Raw genomic sequence first — 21,809 nt, 5'->3', positions numbered from 1 at the left:
TTCCAGTCCACCGCTGCTTTTCACCTCCGTCTTCCGCCCGGCCCTGACACCAAAGGAACTCCCATGCCTGCCACCGTTGCCCACGGCGGGCCGCCGTCCGTCCGCACCGCGTTCGTGCCCGGCAGCCGGCTGCCGGGCTGGGCCGACCGGTTCGGCGCCTCGCATGGCGGTTACCGGCTGCAGGATGACGACGACGGCCTCCGCCTGGTGGCGGCCGACGGCACCGAAGCGCTCCTGCAGGCGCCGTGGCCGGCCGACGGACGCCCGGGACGCGGCAGCGGAGCGCTGGAGCGGCTGGCCGCCCTTGCGGCCCAACCGCGACGGCTGGGCCTGCTGCTGGTGCGGCGCGGCGGTTACGGCATAGGGGTGGCAAGCGAAGGCATCCTGCTGGCATCCAAGGCAGGCACCAGGTACGTCCAGTCCCGTACGGCTGCGGGCGGACAGTCCCAGCAGCGGTTTGCCCGCCGCCGTTCCAACCAGGCGGACGCTTTGGTTGCGGCCGTGGCCGGCCAGGCGGCGGACGTGTTCCGTAGTGCGGCCTTCGAGTACCTGGTGCCCGGCGGCGACCGGCCCCTGGCCGACCTTGTCCTCCAGGAACCGGCCCTGCGTGACTACGCTCGCCTGCCACGCCTCGCGTGGCTCGACGTCGCCGAGCCCCGGGCCGCCGTGTTGAAGAAGGCCGCGGTGGACGCCTGCTCGGTCCGGATCACGGTGACCGACGCGTCCGGATAGCGCACGGCTGCTGCCTGGTCAGCAGCCTGTCAGGGCGCGGCGGGGGCGTTCCTGCCGGTACAGGTAACGCCCGGCTTCCGTGAACCCGGCGTTGGCATACATCGCCTGCGCCCCATGGTTGGCGGCGGTGACAAGGAGCCAGTACTTCCCCGCCCCCTGCTCCGCGCCGGCCTGCAGCAAGGACTGGAGGACAGCAGTTCCGTAGCCGCGGCGGCGCGCTTCAGCCCGGGTGGCCATGCAGTACAGCCCGCCCTGGGCGCTTCCGGCGGGAAGGGCGAGGCGCCCGACGGCGGCGGGCAGCCAGGCTCCGTCACGGACAAGCGCGTAAATCGAAGGACAGCCCAGCAGGATTTCCCGGGCGATGGCGAGGGCGTCCTCCCCGCCGCGCCCGTCCACCTCCCACCAGACGCGCAGCCAGTCCGCGGAGGGTTCCCGGGAAACTTCAATGGCAGCGTCCGCGGTTCCTCCAGTCATCGGGCCGCGGGTCATGACCACGGTCCCGGATTGCCGGGTGAAGCCTTCAGCGTCGAGCAGGTCGTGCAGCGCGGCTGTTGCGGGGGTGTCGAACAGCTGGAAGATGACCGGCAGCCGGCGGCTGCGGTACCAGGACCTGGCGTCGGCGAGCAGGCCCGGGAGGCTGTCACCTTGCAAATCCGCGGTGACGGCACGCGGCCAGATGGAGTTGGCGCGCTGGGTCACTCCGCCTGCTGCGCGCAGGACCCAGCCCCCGGCGTCGTACCGTTCCAGGGCCGGCCAGGCGGCATCCATGGCGGCTTCGAGGTCCAGTGGTGCGGGTTCACTTTTGCCCTGGGCGGACAACTGACAGCTCCTTCGTTAAAGGCGGGAGGTTCCCCGGTGATCCGGGGAACCTCCCTTGGCCGCTGCCTTGCGGCAGCGTGCGTGATGCTACTGCTTCTCTTCGGGCTTCTTCACTTCCGGCTTTTTGGCCTCCGGCTTGAAGTCCACGCCTGCCTCCTTGCGCTGCTGCGGCGTGATGGGGGCCGGGGCATCGGTGAGGGGGTCGTGGCCGCCGCCGGACTTCGGGAAGGCGATGACGTCGCGGATGGACTCGACGCCCGCCAGCAGCGAGACCACGCGGTCCCAGCCGAAGGCGATTCCGCCGTGCGGCGGGGCGCCGTACTTGAAGCCCTCCAGCAGGAAGCCGAACTTGGTCTGGGCGTCCTCCTTGTCCAGGCCCATCAGCTCGAAGACGCGCTCCTGCACGTCCCGCTGGTGGATACGGATGGAGCCGCCGCCGATTTCGTTGCCGTTGCACACGATGTCGTAGGCGTAGGAGAGCGCCGATTCCGGATCCTTGTCGAAGGTGTCAAGGAACTCGGGCTTGGGCGAGGTGAATGCGTGGTGGACGGCGGTCCACTGCCCTCCGCCGACGGCGACGTCACCGGAGGCAACAGCGGCTGCTGCGGGCTCGAACATCGGCGCGTCCACCACCCAGCAGAAAGCCCAGGCGTTGGGATCGATCAGGCCGGTGCGGTGGCCGATCTCCACGCGTGCAGCACCCAGCAGGGCCCGCGACGGCGTCTTCTCACCCGCGGCGAAGAAGATGCAGTCCCCGGGCTTGGCGCCCACGGCGTCAGCCAGGCCGGCGCGCTCGAACTCGGTGAGGTTCTTGGCGACCGGTCCGGCGAGCTCGCCGTCCTCCTTGTAGAGGACATACGCCAGGCCCTTGGCGCCGCGCTGCTTGGCCCACTCCTGCCAGGCATCAAGGGCACGGCGTGCCTGCGACGCGCCGCCGGGCATGACGACGGCCCCAACGTAGGGTGCCTTGAAGACGCCGAAGTTGGTGTCCTTGAAGAAATCCGTGAGCTCGGTCAGTTCCTGGCCAAAGCGCAGGTCCGGCTTGTCCGAGCCGTAGCGCGCCATCGCGTCGGCGTACGTGATCCGCTGGATGGGCGTGGGGATGTCGACGCCGATGAGCTGCCACACCGCCTTGACGATGTTTTCGCCCAGCCGGATCACGTCGTCCTGGTCCACGAAGCTGGCCTCAATGTCCAGCTGGGTGAATTCCGGCTGGCGGTCCGCGCGGAAGTCCTCGTCCCGGTAGCAGCGGGCAATCTGGTAGTACTTTTCGAAGCCGCCCACCTGCAGCAGCTGCTTGAACAGCTGCGGGGACTGCGGCAGCGCGTACCAGGACCCCGGAGCCAGGCGTGCCGGAACCAGGAAGTCACGGGCGCCTTCCGGCGTCGAACGTGTCAGCGTGGGCGTCTCGATCTCCACGAAGCCCTCATGGTGGAGCAGTTCGCGCGCCACCCGGTTTGCCTCGGAGCGGAGGCGCAGGTTGCGGCTGGGGCCGGGACGGCGCAGGTCCAGGTAGCGGTGCTTGAGGCGCGCTTCCTCGCCGACTTCCACGTGCTCGTCGATCTGGAACGGCAGCGGGTCGGAGGTGTTGAGGACGGTGACGTCCTCGGCGATGACCTCGATTTCGCCCGTGGCCAGCGCCGGGTTCTCGTTGCCTTCAGGACGCCTGGAAACGGTGCCCTTGATCTGCAGGACGTATTCATTGCGCAGTCCGTGGAACACTTCCTCCTCGCGGACCACCACCTGGGCCACGCCCGAAGCGTCGCGCAAATCCACGAATGCCACACCACCGTGATCACGGCGGCGGCCCACCCAGCCGGCCAGGGTTACGGTTTGTCCAATGTGCTCGGAGCGAAGGGATCCGAGGTCATGTGTGCGCAGCACAGCACGCCTTTCTGCGGGAAAACAGTGGGAAGTCAATATGATCGTTGCGGGAACGATCCCGTCCGAGTTTACCCGCTGGAAAGGGACTGCCGCCGCATGAGCGAACCGCAGCAGCTGCAACGCAGGCTGGGAACCTTTGATGCCACCGCCATCGGACTGGGCTCCATGCTGGGTGCCGGAGTGTTCGTGGTGTTCTCCCCGGCCGCGGCACTGGCAGGGAATCTGCTGGTCCTGTCCGTGGCTGTTGCCGGGCTGGTGGCGTACTGCAACGCCGTGGCATCGGCAGCCCTCGCCGCCAAGTACCCCACCAGCGGCGGGACCTACGTCTATGGCCGGAAACAGCTGGGCGAATGGCCGGGCTTCCTGGCCGGCTGGGGTTTCGTCACGGGCAAGACGGCCTCCTGCGCGGCCATGGCGTTGACGTTCGGCAGCTATGTGGCGCGGGACTACGCCGTCCCGGTTGCCGTGGCCGCCGTCGTGGCCCTTACCGCCGTCAACCTGCTGGGCATCACCAGGACAGCCCTGCTGACGAGGATCCTGCTGTGCCTGGTCCTGGCAACACTGGTGTTCGTTGGCACCGCCGCCGTGCTGGGTCCGCACCCCGCGCCACTGCCGGGAGGCGCGCATTCCGGCGGGGTGGAGGGCGTCCTGCCTGCCGCCGGGCTGATGTTCTTCGCGTTTGCCGGTTATGCCCGGATCGCCACGCTGGGCGAGGAGGTCAGGAATCCGGCGCGTGCCATCCCCCGCGCCATCCTGGCGGCCCTGGCGGGCGCATTCGCCATTTACCTGCTGCTGGCCCTGCTCCTGCAGGCCCACCTCGGAGAGCGGTTGGGGTCCACGGGCACTCCCCTGCTGGACGCAGTGCTGGACAGCCGGCTGGCAGCGGGTGCACCGCTGGTGCAGGCAGGAGCAGCGGCCGCGTGCCTGGGCGCACTCCTCGCGCTGATCACGGGCGTGGGAAGGACAACGTTGGCCATGGCCAGGGAGCGCGATCTTCCGGGGCCTCTGGCCAGGGTGGGCGGTCCCCACACCGTTCCGTTCGTCGCCGAACTGGCCGTGGCCGCCGTCGTGATCCTGCTGCTCCTGACCACCAACGTGATGACCGTCGTGGGCTTCTCAAGCTTCGGCGTGCTGGTCTACTACGCGGTAGCCAACGCGTCAGCATTCACCCTTTCCGCCCATCCCGGCTACGCTCCCCGGTGGCTTAACGCGCTGGGTTTCGTGGGCTGCGTGGTACTGGCCTTCACTTTGCCGGCTGCGTCGGTGCTGACCATGGCCGCAGTCCTTGCCGCCGGCGTGGTGGGGCGCTGGCTGGTGCTGCGGTTCCGGCAGCACCGGCACCGGACATAAGCGCCCGGCTAGACCGACGCCGCGGCGGCCGCGGTTGTCTCAACCTGCACTGCCAGGTCCTCCAGCGGCGGCATCCAGGTTTCAGGGGCGGCCAGCACCTGCTCGCCGGTGCGGATGTCCTTGACCTGGTGGGCGCCGTCCTCGTCCGTGAACCAGACGAACGGGATTCCCCGGCGGTCCGCGAACTTGATCTGCTTGCCGAACTTCTCGGCCTTGGCAGCCACTTCGGTGGGGATTCCCCGGCTGCGCAGCAGGGCGGCGACATCCTGGGCAGTGCCCCAGCTGTCGTCATGGTTCAGGGCCACCAGCACTGCAGTGGGAACAGAGCGGGAGGCTTTGGCCAGGTCCTGGCTCAGGATCCGGGACACCAGGCGGGTGACGCCGATGGAGAGGCCAACGCCCGGGAACTTGCGGTTGCCCTTCGACGCCAGGGCGTCGTACCGGCCGCCGGAGCAGATGGACCCCAACTGTTCGTGGCCCACCAGGACGGTTTCCACCACCGTGCCGGTGTAGTAGTCCAGGCCACGGGCGATGCTGAGGTCCGCCAGTACCTTGCCGGGCGCCCGCTGCACGGCGGCATCGATGACCTGCTCCAGTTCGTCCAGGCCCTCGTCCAGGAGTTCGCTGCTGACACCCAGGGCACGGACCTGGTCCACAAAGGACGTATCTTCCGTTCGGATGGCAGCCAGTTGAAGCGCCTTGGCAGCCTGCTCGTCGGTTGCGCCGAGCTCGGTCTTGAGCAGTTCGGCCACCTTTGCCGGACCGATCTTTTCGAGTTTGTCGATACTGCGCAGCACGCCTGCGGTGTCATCGAGTCCGATGCCCCGGTAGAAGCCTTCCGCCAGTTTGCGGTTGTTGATCCGGAGACGGAAATCGGGGATGGGCAGCGCACTGAGTGCTTCGGCGATGACCAAGGCGATCTCGACGTCGTAGCGGAACGGAAGCTCGCCGTCGCCGACCACGTCGATGTCCGCCTGGGTGAACTCGCGGGCCCGGCCTTCCTGGGGCCGCTCGCCGCGCCACACTTTCTGGATCTGGTAGCGGCGGAAGGGGAAGGCCAGGTAGCCGGCGTTTTCCACCACGTACCGGGCGAAGGGAACGGTCAGGTCGAAATGCAGGGCAAGCGCGTGGGGATCGGCCTTGCCGGCTTTAACGGGGTTCTCGCTCTCGTCCTCCTGGAGCCGGCTGAGCCCGTACACTTCCTTGTCGATCTCGCCCTTGCGCAGCAGCTGGCCCACTGTCTCCACGGCGCGGGTTTCGATCGAGGTGAAACCATGCAGTTCAAAAACCCGGCGCAGGGTATCGAGCACATGCAGCTCCACCAGCCGCTCCTCGGGAAGCCACTCGGGGAATCCGGACAGGGAGGCGGTGCGTGCCATGGGGAAGGTTCTCCTTAGGAATGGAAGGTGCGCCGGAGCTGCCGGCCGCGCCCGCAACGGCGGTCGTTCGGCGGCAGCACAGCCAGCCATGCATAAACTATGTGCGGCAGCCAGTTTATGCGTCATCCGTGTGCATCTCTAATGCGGCGGACCCGCACGGCCTGGCCCTTAACACCTGCGCCCCGCGGCCAACCGCCGGGCACCAGCAGCCCGACGACGAGGAGGACCCTTGGCGGCCAGTTCACGCAGTGCACGCGAAGCAAAACGGCGCATCCAGCAGATGGAAGCCAAGCGTGAGCTCCGGCGCGACCAGGAGAAGCGGCGGAAACGCGACAACCTCGTGGCCGCCGGCGCCGGAACCGCCGCCGTGCTGCTCGCCGTCGTCCTCCAGCTCACCGCCTTCGCCGGAAACCCCACTGAGGACGAATATGCCGCCGCGCAGGCGGGACTGACGGAACCATCCACCTCTGCAAGCGCCTCCGCGACACCCTCGGCGCCGGCCACCAACGGGCCCAACATCCCGTCCGCGGACACGGCGGCGGGCAAGACGTTCACCGGCGAACTGCTGCTGAACGGCAGCGCGCTCGGCGTGGAAGTGGACGGGACCAAGGCTCCGCAGGCAGCAGCCGTTTTCAAGTCCCTCAGCGACGAAGGCTATTTCAACGGCAAGTCATGCCACCGGCTCACCACTGCGGACCAGTTCGGCGTGCTGCAGTGCGGCTCCCCCAACGGGGACGGACAGGGCGACCCTAATTACACGTGGGGTCCGCTGGAAAACACGCCCGCAGACAACACCTACCCTGCCGGCACCATCGCCGTGGCCCGCACGGGGAACAACGCGTACGGCAACGGGACACAGTTCTTTATTGTCTACAAGGACACGGTCATTCCGGCCGATGCTGCCGGCGGCTATACCGTGGTGGGGAAGGTGACATCCGGGCTTGATGTTGTATCCAACATCGCTGCCGCAGGCATCACCCCGGGAGCCGGCGACACGGACGGCGCGCCAAAACAACCAGTCACGATAGACTCGTTCTCTCTGAAGTAGGAAGCCGGGCCGGCCAGGCCGCGGTGCAGTACGTGAGTATTTCCCTCCAAGCGAAAGACTTTTAGCGGTGACAGACAGTCAGAAATCCGACGAAACAGCAACAGACATGACCGAAGCAGCGGCTCCGGCCGAGGTTGGCGGTACTGATGCCAATGCCGGGCAGTCCCCCGTGACCCCTGAAGCCGCCGCTTCCGATGAGGGCAAGGGGCAGGCTGACGAAGCCCAGGCCGCCGAAAGCCAGGCCATCGGGGACCCGGCCAGCGGGGCCCTGGCCACCGAGGACCACGGCGCTGAAGACCAGGCTGGAGGGACCGCCGCAGCGGAGACCTCCGCACCTGCCGCGGCACCGGCTCCTGCCCCCGCTCCGCGGCCGTCTGCACCGTCACCGGCAGCGTTCGCGTCGCGTCCCAAGCCTGCCGCTGCCGCTCCGGCCGCGGTTACGGCTCCGGCTGCACCTGGTACGTCCGTTGCCGAAGCCTCCAAATGGGGCCGGGTGGAGGGGGACGGACACGTCTACCTGAGCATCGACGGTGGCGAACACCCCGTGGGCCAGTACCCGGGTGTCAGCGACGACGAAGCGCTGCTCTACTTCGCGCGAAAGTACGACGACGTCGTGGCCCAGATCGTCCTGCTGGAGCAGCGGGTCAGCTCCAAGGCACCCAGCACCGACATGCAGAAGACCGTGACGCACCTGCGGGAACAGCTCGCCGAGCGCAACATGGTGGGCGACCTCCGTGCAGCGGAGGCGCGCCTGGACGCGCTGGCAGGCCAGATCACCGAGCTGGAAAAGGCCGAAAAGGCGGAGCACGACGCCGTGCGTGCCGCCGAGCTGGCAGCACGTGAAGCCATCGTCGCTGAAGCAGAGGAAATCTCCGGCCAGGATCCGGCGCAGACGCAGTGGAAGACCTCCAGCGCCCGGATGAACGAGCTCTTCGAGAACTGGAAGACGGCCCAGAAGAGCGGCGTCCGCCTGGGCCGCAGCAACGAAGATGCCCTGTGGAAGCGGTTCCGTGCCGCCCGCACCGTTTTCGACCGGCACCGCCGTGCCTATTTCTCCCAGCTGGACAGCAACAACTCTGCCGCGAAGGCCGCCAAGGAGAAGTTGATTGCCGAGGCTGAGGCGCTCTCCACATCAACCGACTGGGGCTTCGCTGCCGGTGAGTACCGCCGGCTGATGGATCAGTGGAAGGCCTCACCGCGGGCAAGCCGCAAGGACGACGACGCGCTCTGGGCAAGGTTCCGCGCCGCCCAGGACGTCTTCTTCACGTCCCGCCAGGCTGCCAACGAGGAGATCGACCAGGAGTACGCAGCAAACCTCACGGTAAAGGAGGCGCTGCTGGCCGAGGCCAACGCCATCCTGCCGGTGAAGGACCTGGCAGCGGCCAAGAAAGCCCTTCAGTCCGTTCGTGACCGCTGGGAGGAAGCCGGCAAGGTTCCCCGCGCGGACATGGGCCGGGTCGAGGCCGGGCTGCGGAAGGTTGAAGATGCCGTGCGGCACGCTGAGGAAGAGCAGTGGCAGCGGTCCAACCCCGAGCGCAAGGCACGCACCAACAGCGCGCTCTCGCAGCTGGAATCCGCAATTGCCGGGCTCCAGGAAGACCTTGCCAAGGCTGAGAAGAGCGGCGACCAGCGCAAGATCAAGGCCGCCCAGGAAGCACTCGAGGCACGCCAGGCATGGCTCGACCAGATCCAGCGTTCCGCCAGCGAGCTTGCCTGATTTTTCTGTCGTGAACTGACGGGCACAGGCCCGGTCCGGGTGTTATCCACATACTCCGGGCCGGGCCTGTGCCTGTTAACGGCGTCGGGGCAGGATGAAGGCATGGCCTCATCTCCAATCCCCTCCGCCGCCGGTCCCGGCAGGGAAGCCACCGCTGCCGGCGTACGGCCGGGCTGCCAGGCAAACGTTGGGGAGGCGGCCGCGCCGCCGCGTTTTCCCGACCTGTACGCACCCGGCGTGCCCTTCGCCGCTCCCGAGTTGCAGTCCCTGGCGGCCGACGGGCTGTTGGCCCGCTTCCACCAGCATGGCTACACCCTCCCCGGAATACCGGCATCGCCGCAGCTCCGGGCCAGGGCAGCAGCCGGAATCGTCCCGGCGACCATACGGCAACGTGTTGTCGCCGGGCGCATGACGGCGGCCTGGATCTACGGCTGCGCAGCGGAACCGGAGAGGCTGGCGCTGCTGGTGGACACCAAGCGAAGGGTGTCCAGTCTCCGGAACACCCGGGGCTGCACGCTGCACGAAGTGAAGCTCGGGCCCTTCGATGTGATCAGCCTCGGCGGACTGATGGTCTCCAGCCCGCTGCGGACCGCACTCGATATCGCCCTGCATGTGGATGCCGAACGGGCCGTCCCCGCCCTGGCGGGATTGCTGGCCCGGCCGCAGCAGGATGTCAGGCTGCGCCTGCTGGTGCGCGCCATTGAGGCCACCCCAAGGGTCCCGCACAAGCGGGCTGCTTTGGAAAAGCTTGCCCTGCTAGCTCCGGCGCTTGTTCCCGGTGGTGCGGTAGACGTCGAAAACCCCGTCGATCCTGCGGACGGCGCTCAGGACGTGGCTGAGGTATTTGGGGTCGCCCATCTCGAAAGCGAATCTTGAAATGGCCACCCGGTCGGTGGACGTGTGGACGCTGGCAGCAAGGATGTTGACATGGTTGTCGGACAGGACCCGCGTCACGTCCGAGAGCAGGGATTTCCGGTCCAGGGCCTCAACCTGGATTTCCACCAGGAAGACGCTCGACTGGGTGGGTGCCCAGTCCACGTCCACGATCCGGTCCGGCTGGTCCTTCAGGTCGGAGATGTTGGTGCAGTCGGTGCGGTGCACGGACACGCCGGATCCCCGGGTCACGAAGCCAAGGATCGGGTCCGGCGGAACGGGCGTGCAGCAGCGCGCCAGCTTCACCCATACATCGCCTACTCCACGGACCACGACGCCGGAGTCGGAGAAGCGGGCCTTGCTGACCTGGGTGGGGATGCTGACCTCTTCGACGTCATCATCGGCACTCTCGTTGCCGCCCAGGCTTTCAATGAGTTTCTCCATGACCGACTGGGCGGAGGTATGCCCGTCGCCCACACCGGCGTACAGGCCGGAGATGTCCGCGTACTTGAATTCCTCGGCCACGGCGGCCAGGGCCTCGTGCGTCATCAGCCGCTGCAGCGGAAGGTTCTGTTTCCGCATGGCACGGGTCAGCAGTTCCTTGCCGCGGTCAATTGCCTCTTCGCGGCGTTCCTTGCTGAACCATTGGCGGATCTTGTTGCGCGCCCTGGCGCTCTTGACGAAATGCTGCCAGTCCTGGCTGGGACCTGCCCCCTCGGCCTTGGAGGTGAAAATCTCCACCCAGTCGCCGTGGTTCAGCTCGCTGTTGAGCGGAACCAGCTTTCCATTGACCCTGGCGCCGATGGTGCGGTGGCCCACCTCGGTGTGCACGGCATAGGCGAAGTCCACGGGAGTCGATCCTGCCGGGAGCGCCATGACTTCGCCCTTGGGCGTAAACACGAACACTTCGCGCGCATTGATTTCGAAACGCAGTGAGTCCAGGAACTCGCCGGGATCGGACGTTTCCTGCTGCCAGTCCACCAGTGAGCGCAGCCACCCCATGTCTCCGTCGCGCGGGCTTCCGGGACCGACGGCGGTGCGGTTGGGCTGGTCCTTGTATTTCCAGTGCGCCGCAACACCGTACTCCGCCCGGCGGTGCATTTCGTGCGTGCGGATCTGGATTTCCACCGGCTTGCCGCCGGGGCCAATCACCGTGGTGTGCAGGGATTGGTACATGTTGTACTTGGGCATCGCGATGTAGTCCTTGAACCTGCCGGGCAGGGGGTTCCAGCGCGAGTGCAGGGTGCCCAGGGCGGCGTAGCAGTCCCGGACCGAGTCCACCAGGACGCGGACGCCCATGAGGTCGTTGATGTCGTCGAAGTCCTTGTCGCGGACAATCATCTTTTGGTAGATGGAGTAGTAGTGCTTGGGCCTGCCGGTGATGGTGGCTTTAATCCGGGCAGCGCGCAGGTCCTCAGTGATCTGGTCACGGATGACACCCAGGCTCTTCTCCCGCTCCGGCGTCCTGTCCCCCACCATCCGCACGATCTCTTCGTACACCTTGGGGTAGAGCGCAGCGAAGGACAGGTCCTCAAGTTCCCACTTGATGGTGTTCATGCCCAGCCGGTGCGCCAGCGGCGCGAAGATCTCCAGGGTTTCGCGGGCCTTGCGGGCGGACGATTCAGCCGACACGAAGCGCCAGGTGCGGGCGTTGTGCAGCCGGTCCGCCAGCTTGATCATCAGGACCCGGATGTCCTTGGCCATGGCCACGACCATTTTGCGGACCGTCTCGGACTGTGCGGCCTCGCCAAAGCTGACCTTGTCGAGCTTGGTGACGCCGTCCACCAGCATGGCCACTTCCGGCCCGAAGTCCCGTTTCAGGTCCGCCAGGGTGTAGGGAGTGTCCTCGACCGTGTCGTGGAGCAGGGCGGCTGCCAGTGTGGTGCCGCTGAGGCCCAGTTCCGCAAGGATGGTGGCCACAGCCACCGGGTGGGTGATATACGGATCCCCGCTCTTGCGCTTTTGCCCGCGGTGGCTGCGCTCGGCGACGTCGAACGCACGCTGGATGAGGTCGAAGTCCTCTTTGGGGTTGTTGGCGCGTACGGTCCGCAGCAGCGGCTCGAGGATGGGTGAGTATGTGGCGGTTCCCCGTCCGGTCAGGCGGGCAAGCCGGGAGCGTGTGCGCTCCCTGCGGCCGGGAAACGTGGGGCGGGATCCTGAGTTATCGACAGGTACCAATGAGCCCGGGCGCGCAGAAGGTGCCGCACCGGCTTGCATGCCGGCAGGATTTTTTTCCTCCTGTGCCGTTGGCGCTGACGCCGAACGTTCTTCCAATGAAGTACCCCTCACCACCGTCTTAATTACCCCAGTCTATTCCTCCGGGCAGCGACTTTTATAACCGGGCCTGCACAGGCAAAGGCCGGGCGGCGCAAAGTACGCGCCGCCCGGCCTTTGGGGGGTTTAAAGCTGCCGGTGGTTGCTGATCAGGCCTTGGCCGGCGATGCCGGAACTGCCCGTTCAGCTGCACCTGCGCGGCGCTGCTCAACACGCCTTGCCTGCTTCACCAGCTCCGGTTCGCCCTGGCGGAGCCAGGCGTACATCGGCGCCGCCACGAAGATGGTTGCCGCTGTACCGATGAGGATTCCGACGAACAGTGCCAGGGACAGGTCACGCAGGGTTCCTGCGCCCAGGAGGCCGGCACCAATGAACAGGATGGCGCCCACGGGAAGGATGGCCACCATCATGGTGTTGATGGAGCGCACCAGCGTCTGGTTGACGGCAAGGTTGACTTCCTCGCCGAAGGTCCGACGCGTGGACGCGTCGATCCCGGCCGTGTTTTCGCGGATCTTGTCGAAAACCACCACGGTGTCATACAGCGAGTAGCTGAGGACGGTGAGGAACCCGATGATGGCCGAGGGGGTGACCTCGAAATCGCTGAGGGCATAGACCCCGGCCGTGATGAACATGGTGACGGCCATGCCGGCAAGCGCCGAGAGGGACATCTTCCAGGTACGGAAGTACAGGGCCATCAGCAGGGCCGCGAGCAGCACGAATACTCCCAGGCCGATCAGTGCCTGCTTGGTCACGTCTGCACCCCAGGTGGGCCCGACGAACGTGGAGGTCACCTCGTTGTCGGTAACGCCGTAGGCGGTGGTGAGGCCCTCCTTGATCCGGAGGGTCTCGTCATCCGTCAGTTTGTCGGTCTGGATGCGCATGGTGTTGCCTGCCACGTTGGCTACCCGCGGAACACTGCCCGACACCACATCAGTCACGGCCTTCTCACCGATGGAGGCATCGGTGGTCTTGACGTTGGACACGGTGAATTCGGAACCACCGCGGAATTCGATGCCGAGGTTGAAGCCGCCCTTGGCCACCGGGATAAGGATGGACAGGGCCACGCCCACCGCGGCGATGATGAACCAGATCTTCTTGGCGCCGACGAAGTCGTAGGAGCGCTTCCCGGTGTAGAGCTCGTTGCCGAAAGTAGCGAAGCCTGACATTACTTGTTCTCCTTCGCGGAGGTCTTGGACGAACCAGCCAACTGTTCCTGCTTCTCTGCCAGGCGCCGCTCGGCGATGGTCATGCGGCGCTCGGCCTCGGCAGCCGCCCCTGTGTTCTTGGTGCGGACCACCACGGGCTTGTCCTCCGGGGTGCGGACGCGTCCGGCGCCGCGGTACAGCGGGACGGCACCCAGCCGTTCGGGGTCGAGGCCGGAGAACTTGTGGCCTTCACCGAAGAACCGGGTACGGGCCAGGAGCTGCAGCGTGGGGTGGGTGAACATGAACACCACGATGAGGTCGGCGATGGCGGTCAGGCCCAGGGTGAAGGCGAAGCCGCGGACGTTGCCCACTGCCACGAAGTACAGGACCAGTGCGGCCAGGAGGTTAACGGCCTTGGAGGCGAGGACGGTGCGCTTGGCGCGCTTCCAGCCGTTTTCGACGGCGGATACCAGGCCGCGCCCTTCACGCAGTTCATCCCTGATGCGTTCGAAGTAGACGATGAAGGAGTCTGCCGTCTGGCCGATGGCCACGATGATGCCGGCCACGCCGGCCAGTGACAGCCGGTAGTTCTCCGTCCAGCCCAGGATCGCGATGGCCAGGTACGTCAGGGCACCGGCCACCACCAGCGATGCGATGGTGACGAAGCCCAGGGCACGGTACTGGAACAGCGAGTAGACCACCACCAGCAGGAGCCCGATCAGGCCGGCCAGCAGGCCCATGCGCAGCTGTTCGCCACCAAGCGTGGCGGAAATCTGCTGCTCGCTCTGGATGTCGAAGCTGATGGGAAGGGCGCCGAACTTCAACTGGTCGGAGAGTGCCTTGGCCGTCTTCTCATTGAAGCCACCGGTAATCTGCGGACGGCCGTCAGTGATGACAGCCAGGGAACGCGGGGCGGAGATGACCTGGTCATCCAGCACAATGGCGAACTGGGACTTGGGGTCGGTGCCCGACTGGCCGCCGGCTGCCACGTAGAACTGGTTGAGCCGTTCGGTGACCTCTTTGAACTTGGCTGTACCCTCGGCGTCGAACTGGATGTTGACGGCCCATTCATTGGTGACAGCCCCCTGTGCGCCCTGCTGCAGCTGGAAGGACGAGGTGACGATGTTGCTGCCCTTCACCTCCACGGGACCCAGGATGTACTTGATGGCCGGCGACTTGTCCGTGGCCGGCTCGCAGGTCACCAGCGGCTTGGTGGGATCCGACCGCTGGGCTTTCTCCGCAGCGGCACTGTTGCAGTCGAGCGCCTCGAACTGCTTGTAGATCTCGGGCGTGATCCAGTTGGTGTCACTGCTGTTGGCAGGCTCGGCGGTCGGCTTGGGCAGCTGGTCCTCCGGCGTCTGCGACTCGGCAGGAACTGCTGCGCCGTCGCCATTGAGGAGGACAGGGCGGAAGTTCATGTCCGCCGAGGCCTGGATCAGGTTGCGCGTCTCGGCAGAGGGTGTGCCGGGAAGGCTGACCACCACGTTGCGCCCTGACTGGGTGCTGATTTCCGCCTCGGAGACGCCGGAACCGTCAACGCGCTGGCGGATGATCGCCACCGCCTGGTTGAGCTGCTGTTCGTTGATGTCCGAACCGCCCTCCACCTTCGGGGCCAGGATCATCTGGGTGCCGCCCTCGAGGTCCAGCGCCAGCTTGGGTGCCCAGCCGGCCTGTCCGGCAATGGTGCCGCCGGCCAGGACGGCGGTCAGCGCTGCCAGGATTACACCAAGCCAGACCAGGACGCGGAGCCCTGGTTTCTTGCGGCCAGTTCGTGCCATTGTCGATCTTTCTCTTGTTCGCGGAGAAACCGCCGGAGCGGGCTGCTGCCTGCGCCGGCGGTGGTCCGCAGCGGTAGAGGGAGGAAGGGGCCAGCGGGCCTAGCTGTCCTTTTTCCCCTCGTCGTTGAGGCGCTTCAGGGTTTCCTCGGGAGTCTCGGCACCTGTTGCGGTGCTTCCGGACTCCGGGGTGGTGAGGGAGGACGCATCATCCGGAACCACCGGGGAGGCGTCGGCCGGCTGGGCGGCGGGTTCTGCCACCGGCTCAACGACCTTGGTGACGGCCTGGCGGTGCACAGTGGCCAGGTTGCCGGGGGAAAGTTCAAGGGTGACCTTGTTCTCGGCCTCGTCGATGTCCACGATCCGGCCGAAAAGGCCAAAGCTGGTCATGACCTCCACGCCCGGGGCAAACTTCGACTGGAGCTCTGCCTGCTGCTGCTGCGTCTTCTTGTTGCGGCGGAACATCATGAAGATGAATACGCCGAGCATGACGAACAGGAGAATTGACATTGGATCCAAGGGGAATTCCGTTCTTTAGCGTGGTGTAGCTGGGTTTTCCGGCGACGTTGGCTTCGCTTCGGCCGGGGCGGGTTTGCGGTGCAGGCAGAACGCCTGACATGTTCCTTCCCCAAGCGACGGGGGCGTCAGGGCCACCCGCGAAACAAAGACCCGAACGTGCCGGGCGTCATACCAGTCTAAAGGGAAAAGCTGAAGGGAGCCTGCTATTGGCTCTCCGGGGCCCAGTCCCCCGCCGCGGCATCGCCCCCGGCGGGCTCGAAAAGGTCCAGTTGCTCCTGCGCGAAGACGCCGGACGGGATGGCATAGCCCAGGTGCGTCCATGCCGGTGCCATGGCAATCCTGCCGCGGGGCGTACGGCCCAGCAGGCCCTCCCGGACCAGGAACGGTTCGGCGACTGTCTCAACGGTTTCGGTTTCTTCACCGACGGCGATGGCGAGGGTGGACAGTCCGACCGGACCGCCGCCGAACTTGGTGATGAGTGCGTCGAGGACGGCCCGGTCCAGCCGGTCCAGTCCCTTTTTGTCCACCTCATACATGTCCAGGGCAGCGGACGCGGTCCTGGCGTCGATTTGTTCGACGGCGTGCACCAGCGCCCAGTCCCGGACGCGCCGCAACAGCCGGTTGGCAATACGGGGAGTGCCGCGGGAACGGCCGGCGATTTCGGCGAAGCCGGCCGAGTTGACCTTCAGGTCCAGCAGTCCGGCAGAACGCCGCAGCACCAGTTCCAGCTCCGGAACCGAGTAGAACTCGAGGTGGCCGGTGAAGCCGAACCGGTCGCGCAGCGGTCCCGGCAGCAGTCCCGCGCGGGTGGTGGCGCCCACCAGGGTGAACGGCGGCAGCTCGAGCGGGATGGCGGTGGCACCGGCCCCTTTGCCCACCACGATGTCAACGCGGAAGTCCTCCATTGCCATGTAGAGCATTTCCTCTGCAGGCCGGGACATGCGGTGGATCTCGTCCAGGAACAGGACCTCGCCCTCAGAGAGCGAGGACAGGATTGCTGCGAGGTCGCCGGCGTGCTGGATGGCAGGTCCGCTGCTGAGGCGCAGCGGCGCGTTCATCTCGGCGGCAACGATCATCGCCAGGGTGGTCTTGCCCAGGCCGGGCGGCCCGGAGAACAGCACGTGGTCGGCAGTCCGTCCGCGCATCCGGGACGCCTGGAGCACCAGCGACAGCTGCTTGCGCACCCGGTGCTGGCCAACGAAGTCGTCAAGGTTCTTGGGCCTGAGCGCCGCCTCAATGGCACGCTCCTCCGGCTCCTCCCCCGCTGCGACCAGGGACGGTTCAGCCACGGGTGCCTACGCGGTTGCCTGCCCGGGCGCCGTCCTGGCCCAGCCAGCGGAGGGTGGTGCGCAGGATTTCGGGCACGTTGCCGCGGAAGGACACTTCCGGGTCCTCCGCAAGGGCTTTGTCGATGCTGGTGGAGGCGTCCTTTTCGGACCAGCCCAGGCTGGTCATGGCGGCCACCACCTGGGGCTTCCAGGCAGCTTCTGCGGGCGTGGCGGCACCGGGGGCCGCGGCGGTTCCGTGCGGGACGAGCTTTCCAGCCAGCTCCAGCACTATCCTGCCGGCCACCTTGGGGCCGATTCCGGGGACCTTCGTGAAGGTCTTGCTGTCCCCTGTGTGCGCGGCAACCCTGATTGCTTCGGGATCGTGGACGGCCAGGACTGCAAGCGCAAGCCGGGGACCGACGCCGCTGACACTCAGCAGGATGTCGAAGACCTCGCGTTCGTCGTCGGAGGCGAAGCCAAAGAGCGTCAGCGAGTCTTCCCGCACGATCAGGGAGGTGAACAGCTGGCCTTGTTCACCCACGTGCAGCCTGCTGAGCGTCTGGGGCGTGGCGTTGACGCTCATCCCGGCACCGTTGAGGTCTATCACGGCCGTGGACAGGCCAACATGCGCTACGGTTCCGCGGAGGAAACTGATCAAGGCCGGGCTCCCGTTGTACCGCCGGCCTCACAGTGAGGGCCCGGCTATCCGAACATATTTACGAATACCCTAGCAAGCAGCAGGGACAATCAGCGTGCACGGCGCGCCTTCGCCTCCGCCTCGGCCCATGCCCGCTGCGCGGGCGTCAGGGATGAACTGCCGGGACCCGTGGTGGCCACGGCCGCGCCGCTTCCGGCCCGCCACGCGTGCGTGATGGCCAGCGCCAGCGCGTCGGCGGCGTCGGCCGGACGCGGCGGCGCGTCAAGGCGGAGGATCTTGGTGACCAGCTTTGTCACGGCGTCCTTGTTGGAGGACCCGCTCCCGGTCACGGCGGCCTTGACCTCTGATGGCGTGTGCAGCGCCACCGGAATTCCCCGGCGGGCCGCCGCAGCGATGACCACGCCGGAAGCCTGGGCTACGCCCATCACCGTGCTGACGTTGAGCTGGGAAAAGACGCGTTCGACGGCGAGGACGTCCGGCTCGTAGCGGTCAAGCCATTCGTCAATTGCCGTGGCGATCACCAGCAGGCGCTGGTCCAGCGTCTCCTCAGGGGACGTGCCTACCACGCCGACGGCCACCATGCTGGCCCGCCGGTTCCGCTCAACATCCACCACGCCAATGCCGCACCGGGTGAGGCCGGGATCAACGCCGAGGACGCGGAGTGTCACCCGGCCCCCATCGAAGTGCCCGGCACAGCCTCCGGGGACGCACTAGCCGGCAAGGCGGGACGTCACTCGGATTCCAGGGCGGCCTGGACTTCGTCGCTGAGGTCGGCGTTGCTGTACACGTTCTGGACGTCGTCGAGGTCCTCCAGGGCGTCGGCAAGCTTCAGGAACTTGCGGGCGCCGTCCACATCCAGCTCAACCTGCATTGAGGGCACGAACTCAACTTCGTCGGTGTCGTACTCGATGCCGGCTTCCTTGAGTGCTTCGCGGATGGCGGGAAGATCTCCCGGCTCCGAATGGATCTCGAAGGTCTCGCCGTTGTCCTTGACTTCCTCCGCGCCTGCGTCGAGGACGGCCATCAGGACGTCGTCCTCGCTCAGGCCGTTCTTGGGCAGGTTCACAACACCCTTGCGGGTGAAGAGGTAGCTGACGGAGCCCGGGTCCGCGATGGTGCCGCCGTTGCGGGAGATGGCCAGCCTTACTTCGGAAGCCGCCCGGTTCTTGTTGTCGGTAAGGCACTCGATCAGCAGGGCTGAGCCCTGGGGCCCGCGGGCCTCGTACATGATTTCGGTGTAGTCCACCACTTCACCGGTGAGCCCGGCGCCGCGCTTGATGGCGCGGTCAATGTTGTCGTTGGGGACGGACGTTTTCTTGGCCTTGGTAACGGCCAGTTCCAGGCCGGGGTTGCCGGCGAGGTCCGGTCCACCCATCCGGGCGGCAACTTCGATGTTCTTGATCAGTTTGGCAAACGACTTTGCGCGGCGGCTGTCAATGATCGCCTTTTTGTGCTTGGTCGTTGCCCATTTGGAGTGGCCTGACATGCTTTACGCTTCTCCTCTGATCATGCGGATAAAAAGTTCGTGTACGCGTTTCTCGCCGGTCACTTCCGGGTGGAAGGAGGTGGCCAGCAGCTGGCCGGAACGCACTGCGACAATTCTAGCCGTCCCGGGCAGCGCTGCGGCGTGGGACGCCTGGCCGGGGTCCGCCGGTTCCACCTGCGCCAGGACCTCCACGTCCGCACCGATCCGCTCCACCCACGGACCGCGGATGAAGACAGCGTGCACGGGTGCCACGCCTGATTCCGTGGCGCTGAATTCCAGGCCCTTGAACTCCAGATCGGTTTCGAAGGACTCGCGCTGCCGGCCAAAGGCGTTGCGGCGGACGGTGATGTCCAGGCCGCCGAACGTCTGCTGGGGGGCGCCCGAAAGATCGGTGGCAGGATCGGCGATGTCCGAGGCAAGCAGGATCATCCCTGCGCAGGAGCCATAGACCGGCAGTCCCTCGGCGATGTACTTCCGGAGCGGGTCTGCAAGGTCGAAGGCCCTCGCCAGCTTGTCGATGGTGGTGGATTCGCCACCGGGAATGATAAGGCCGTCCAGGCCGTCCAGCTCCTCCGGGCGGCGGACAGCCACGCCCTGCGCGCCGGTGGCTTCGGCGGCGCGGAGGTGTTCGCGGAAGTCTCCCTGGAGGGCCAGGACGCCGATCCGCAGGCCTGAGCCCACGCGCGCAGGAGCAGCAGAGGGGGGATTCGTCATCCCTCCAGCATACGGGCCCTCCCTCCATGGCTGCTGCCACTCGGAGGCCCCGGCAAAGGTTGCATGCCGCTGCTGGGATATATTCAAAACATGGTCTTCTTCAGTGTTCCGCTCGGCAAGCTGGTCCGCAGGGTGTCCCGGCTGCGGGGCGGCGGGTCCGCACTTCCAGGACTGGTGGTCGAGAAAATCGATCCCGGCTTCATGCGGCGGACGCTCACCACGCTGCCCCATGGTGTGGCGGTGGTCAGCGGTACCAACGGCAAGACGACCACCACCAAGATGGTGGTCGAACTGCTGGAGAGCCAGGGCCTGAAGGTCTTCACGAACCGGACCGGCAGCAACTTCACCCGGGGCGTGGCGGCGGCCCTCCTCGGCGAGGTGGACTGGCGCGGCAGGCTGGATGCGGACGTCGCGGTGCTGGAACTCGACGAAGCCCATGCGGTCCATTTCGTGAACAGCGTCCCGCCCCGCTACTGCCTCTTGCTGAACGTTCTGCGTGACCAACTGGACCGTTTCGGCGAGATCGACAAAACGGCACAGCTCCTGCAGCACATCGCTTCCAAGACCACAGGAACCGTGGTCCTGAACCGCGAGGACCCCCGCGTTGCCAGGATCGCTGAAACACTGACTGGCCAGGAGGTCAAGTACTTCGGCCTTGACGACTCCCTGCTGGGCACCTTTCCCAATGACGACGACATGCGTGCCGCTCCGGGGAGCCCAGCGCCGGCGGGCCTGCCGGAAAAGCCGGCAGCCGACGTCGTGCTCCGCAAAGTGGGCGCGGACAGCGCCGAGTTTGAGTACGACGGCGGGACAGTCACCACGGCGATGAAGCTGCGCGGCGTCTACAACATCTTTAACGCGGCTGCTGCGCTGACGCTGGCCCGCAGCATCTGCGGCGGTGGCGCCGCCACCGCCGACCACGCCACTTTGCTGGACGCGCTGTCCCGGGTGGCGCCGGCCTTCGGCCGCGGCGAAAGCCTCACCGTGGACGGCCAGCCGCTGGACCTGGTGCTGGTGAAGAACCCCAGCGGTTTCCGGCTGGGACTGAAATCCTTCCCCGCCGCCGGGTACGCCACCATGATCGCCATCAACGACAACTACGCGGACGGGCGGGACATGTCCTGGCTGTGGGACGTGGAATTTGATTCCCTGCGCGGGGCGGGGGTGGAAATGATAAGCGGGTCGCGCGCCTACGACATGGCGCTGCGGCTCCAGTACGACGACGTCCAGGTCGGAGCGGTGCAGACCGACATCCCGGCCGCCCTGGCAGCCTTTATCCGGGAGGGCCAGGGCAAGCCCAAACGGATTTTCTGCACCTACACCGCTATGCTGGCCATCCGCCGCGAGCTGTCCAAAATCACCACCGTGGAGGTTGTCTCGTGAATCCTGCAGAAGCAGCGACGGCCGGCGGCCAGTCCAAGGGCACCCTCCGGGTGGTGCAGCTGTACCCGCGCGACATGAACATCTACGGCGACTGGGGCAATGCCCTGGTCCTGCAGCGCCGCATTTCCTGGCACGGGTACACCCCTGAACTGCTCGAATACAATGTGGGCGATCCTTTTCCCGAGGGCGTGGACATCATTGTCGGCGGCGGCGGGCAGGACAGCGGGCAACTGGTGATCCAGGACGACCTGCAGGCCCGGGCCGGCCAGCTCAAGGAGCTGGCCGAGGATGGTGCGCCGATGCTGGTCATTTGCGGCCTGTACCAGCTTTTTGGCCGGTTCTTCAAAACCCGCACCGGCGCTGTCATCCCGGGCATCGGCATCCTGGACGTGGAAACCCACGGCACCGATGAGCGCCTGATCGGCAACGTCAAAGTCTCAACCAATGAGTTCGGCGACGTCCTCGGCTACGAAAACCACAGCGGCCAAACCACGCTGGGCAGCGGTGTGCGGCCACTCGGTACCGTGGCCAAGGGAACGGGCAACAACAGCAACGACGGCCATGAAGGGGCCCGCTACCGCAACATCGTGGCCAGCTACCTGCACGGCTCGCTGCTGCCGAAGAACCCCGCCATCGCCGACTTCCTCATCCGCACCGCAGCGGAGCGCAAGTTCGGCAGCTTCTCCCCCGGCAACCCGGACGACACCTATGCCGTCCTGGCCCGGGAGCACGCTGCCCGCCGGCCGCGCTGACCAAAAAGACTACTGACCCGGGTTACCGGCAGA

Annotated in this window: 19 protein-coding genes; 7 read left to right on the top strand and 12 right to left on the bottom strand. The window is 66.5% G+C overall.

The window, feature by feature from the left end:
* The first annotated feature begins 63 nt into the window (after nucleotides 1-63).
* Complete coding sequence (locus ACV095_RS09500; protein WP_056390471.1) at nucleotides 64-732, top strand: acVLRF1 family peptidyl-tRNA hydrolase; 669 nt, start codon at nucleotides 64-66, stop codon at nucleotides 730-732.
* Nucleotides 733-750: 18 nt separating this feature from the next.
* Here the strand turns inward: ACV095_RS09500 and ACV095_RS09495 are convergent, their stop codons facing one another.
* On the bottom strand, nucleotides 751-1,551 hold the full coding sequence (locus ACV095_RS09495; protein ID WP_478223337.1) for a GNAT family N-acetyltransferase: 801 nt from the start codon (nucleotides 1,549-1,551) through the stop codon (nucleotides 751-753).
* Nucleotides 1,552-1,638: 87 nt separating this feature from the next.
* Nucleotides 1,639-3,435, bottom strand: coding sequence for an aspartate--tRNA ligase (gene aspS / locus ACV095_RS09490; protein ID WP_018769327.1), 1,797 nt, complete (start codon nucleotides 3,433-3,435; stop codon nucleotides 1,639-1,641).
* Between the two features lie 96 nt (nucleotides 3,436-3,531).
* Between aspS and ACV095_RS09485 the strand changes: the two genes are divergently transcribed.
* Nucleotides 3,532-4,785, top strand: coding sequence for an APC family permease (locus ACV095_RS09485; protein WP_056390475.1), 1,254 nt, complete (start codon nucleotides 3,532-3,534; stop codon nucleotides 4,783-4,785).
* An 8-nt stretch (nucleotides 4,786-4,793) separates the two neighbouring features.
* Here ACV095_RS09485 and hisS read toward each other — a convergent pair whose 3' ends face one another.
* Nucleotides 4,794-6,164, bottom strand: a complete 1,371-nt coding sequence (hisS, locus tag ACV095_RS09480) for a histidine--tRNA ligase (protein ID WP_478223336.1) — start codon at nucleotides 6,162-6,164, stop codon at nucleotides 4,794-4,796.
* A gap of 229 nt (nucleotides 6,165-6,393) precedes the next feature.
* Here hisS and ACV095_RS09475 point away from each other — a divergent pair, with 229 nt between their 5' ends.
* The 3 genes from ACV095_RS09475 (at nucleotide 6,394) to ACV095_RS09465 (ending at nucleotide 9,805) form a co-directional block, all read left to right on the top strand.
* Nucleotides 6,394-7,212: a peptidylprolyl isomerase gene (locus ACV095_RS09475; protein WP_134164700.1), complete on the top strand. Its 819-nt coding sequence runs from the start codon at nucleotides 6,394-6,396 to the stop codon at nucleotides 7,210-7,212.
* Nucleotides 7,213-7,318: 106 nt separating this feature from the next.
* Nucleotides 7,319-8,929: a DUF349 domain-containing protein gene (locus ACV095_RS09470; protein ID WP_478223439.1), complete on the top strand. Its 1,611-nt coding sequence runs from the start codon at nucleotides 7,319-7,321 to the stop codon at nucleotides 8,927-8,929.
* 102 nt (nucleotides 8,930-9,031) lie between these two features.
* A complete protein-coding gene (locus ACV095_RS09465; RefSeq protein ID WP_478223335.1) occupies nucleotides 9,032-9,805 on the top strand; it encodes a hypothetical protein in 774 nt (257 codons plus the stop codon).
* Here the strand turns inward: ACV095_RS09465 and ACV095_RS09460 are convergent.
* From ACV095_RS09460 to pdxT, 9 genes are all read right to left on the bottom strand, one after another.
* On the bottom strand, nucleotides 9,686-12,076 hold the full coding sequence (locus ACV095_RS09460; RefSeq protein ID WP_026265777.1) for a RelA/SpoT family protein: 2,391 nt from the start codon (nucleotides 12,074-12,076) through the stop codon (nucleotides 9,686-9,688). The two genes, ACV095_RS09465 and ACV095_RS09460, sit on opposite strands and share 120 nt — an antisense overlap.
* Nucleotides 12,077-12,225: 149 nt before the next feature.
* A complete protein-coding gene (gene secF / locus ACV095_RS09455; RefSeq protein WP_056390484.1) occupies nucleotides 12,226-13,242 on the bottom strand; it encodes a protein translocase subunit SecF in 1,017 nt (338 codons plus the stop codon).
* Complete coding sequence (gene secD, locus ACV095_RS09450) at nucleotides 13,242-14,999, bottom strand: protein translocase subunit SecD (RefSeq protein ID WP_478223334.1); 1,758 nt, start codon at nucleotides 14,997-14,999, stop codon at nucleotides 13,242-13,244. Before secD ends, secF begins: the two co-directional genes overlap by 1 nt.
* 99 nt (nucleotides 15,000-15,098) lie before the next feature.
* Nucleotides 15,099-15,506, bottom strand: coding sequence for a preprotein translocase subunit YajC (gene yajC / locus ACV095_RS09445; protein WP_018769336.1), 408 nt, complete (start codon nucleotides 15,504-15,506; stop codon nucleotides 15,099-15,101).
* Between the two features lie 212 nt (nucleotides 15,507-15,718).
* On the bottom strand, nucleotides 15,719-16,804 hold the full coding sequence (gene ruvB, locus ACV095_RS09440; protein WP_478223333.1) for a Holliday junction branch migration DNA helicase RuvB: 1,086 nt from the start codon (nucleotides 16,802-16,804) through the stop codon (nucleotides 15,719-15,721).
* Complete coding sequence (gene ruvA / locus ACV095_RS09435) at nucleotides 16,797-17,441, bottom strand: Holliday junction branch migration protein RuvA (protein WP_018769338.1); 645 nt, start codon at nucleotides 17,439-17,441, stop codon at nucleotides 16,797-16,799. Before ruvA ends, ruvB begins: the two co-directional genes overlap by 8 nt.
* A gap of 89 nt (nucleotides 17,442-17,530) precedes the next feature.
* Entirely contained in the window at nucleotides 17,531-18,109 is a 579-nt protein-coding gene (gene ruvC / locus ACV095_RS09430) for a crossover junction endodeoxyribonuclease RuvC (protein WP_478223332.1), read from the bottom strand.
* A gap of 62 nt (nucleotides 18,110-18,171) precedes the next feature.
* The gene (locus ACV095_RS09425) at nucleotides 18,172-18,927 is read right to left on the bottom strand and encodes a YebC/PmpR family DNA-binding transcriptional regulator (RefSeq protein ID WP_018769340.1); all 756 of its coding nucleotides are present in this window, start codon (nucleotides 18,925-18,927) and stop codon (nucleotides 18,172-18,174) included.
* Nucleotides 18,928-18,930: 3 nt separating this feature from the next.
* Nucleotides 18,931-19,641: a pyridoxal 5'-phosphate synthase glutaminase subunit PdxT gene (pdxT, locus tag ACV095_RS09420; protein WP_478223331.1), complete on the bottom strand. Its 711-nt coding sequence runs from the start codon at nucleotides 19,639-19,641 to the stop codon at nucleotides 18,931-18,933.
* Between the two features lie 90 nt (nucleotides 19,642-19,731).
* Between pdxT and ACV095_RS09415 the strand changes: the two genes are divergently transcribed.
* Nucleotides 19,732-21,024, top strand: coding sequence for a Mur ligase family protein (locus tag ACV095_RS09415; RefSeq protein WP_200953159.1), 1,293 nt, complete (start codon nucleotides 19,732-19,734; stop codon nucleotides 21,022-21,024).
* On the top strand, nucleotides 21,021-21,776 hold the full coding sequence (locus ACV095_RS09410; RefSeq protein WP_056390493.1) for a type 1 glutamine amidotransferase: 756 nt from the start codon (nucleotides 21,021-21,023) through the stop codon (nucleotides 21,774-21,776). The genes ACV095_RS09415 and ACV095_RS09410 overlap by 4 nt, the downstream gene beginning before the upstream one ends.
* Nucleotides 21,777-21,809 lie beyond the last annotated feature (33 nt).

The organism is Arthrobacter sp. JDC6 (assembly GCF_056484025.1).
The sequence above is the reverse complement of the archived record's forward strand: the minus strand, read 5'-3'. Positions and strand labels throughout refer to the sequence as shown.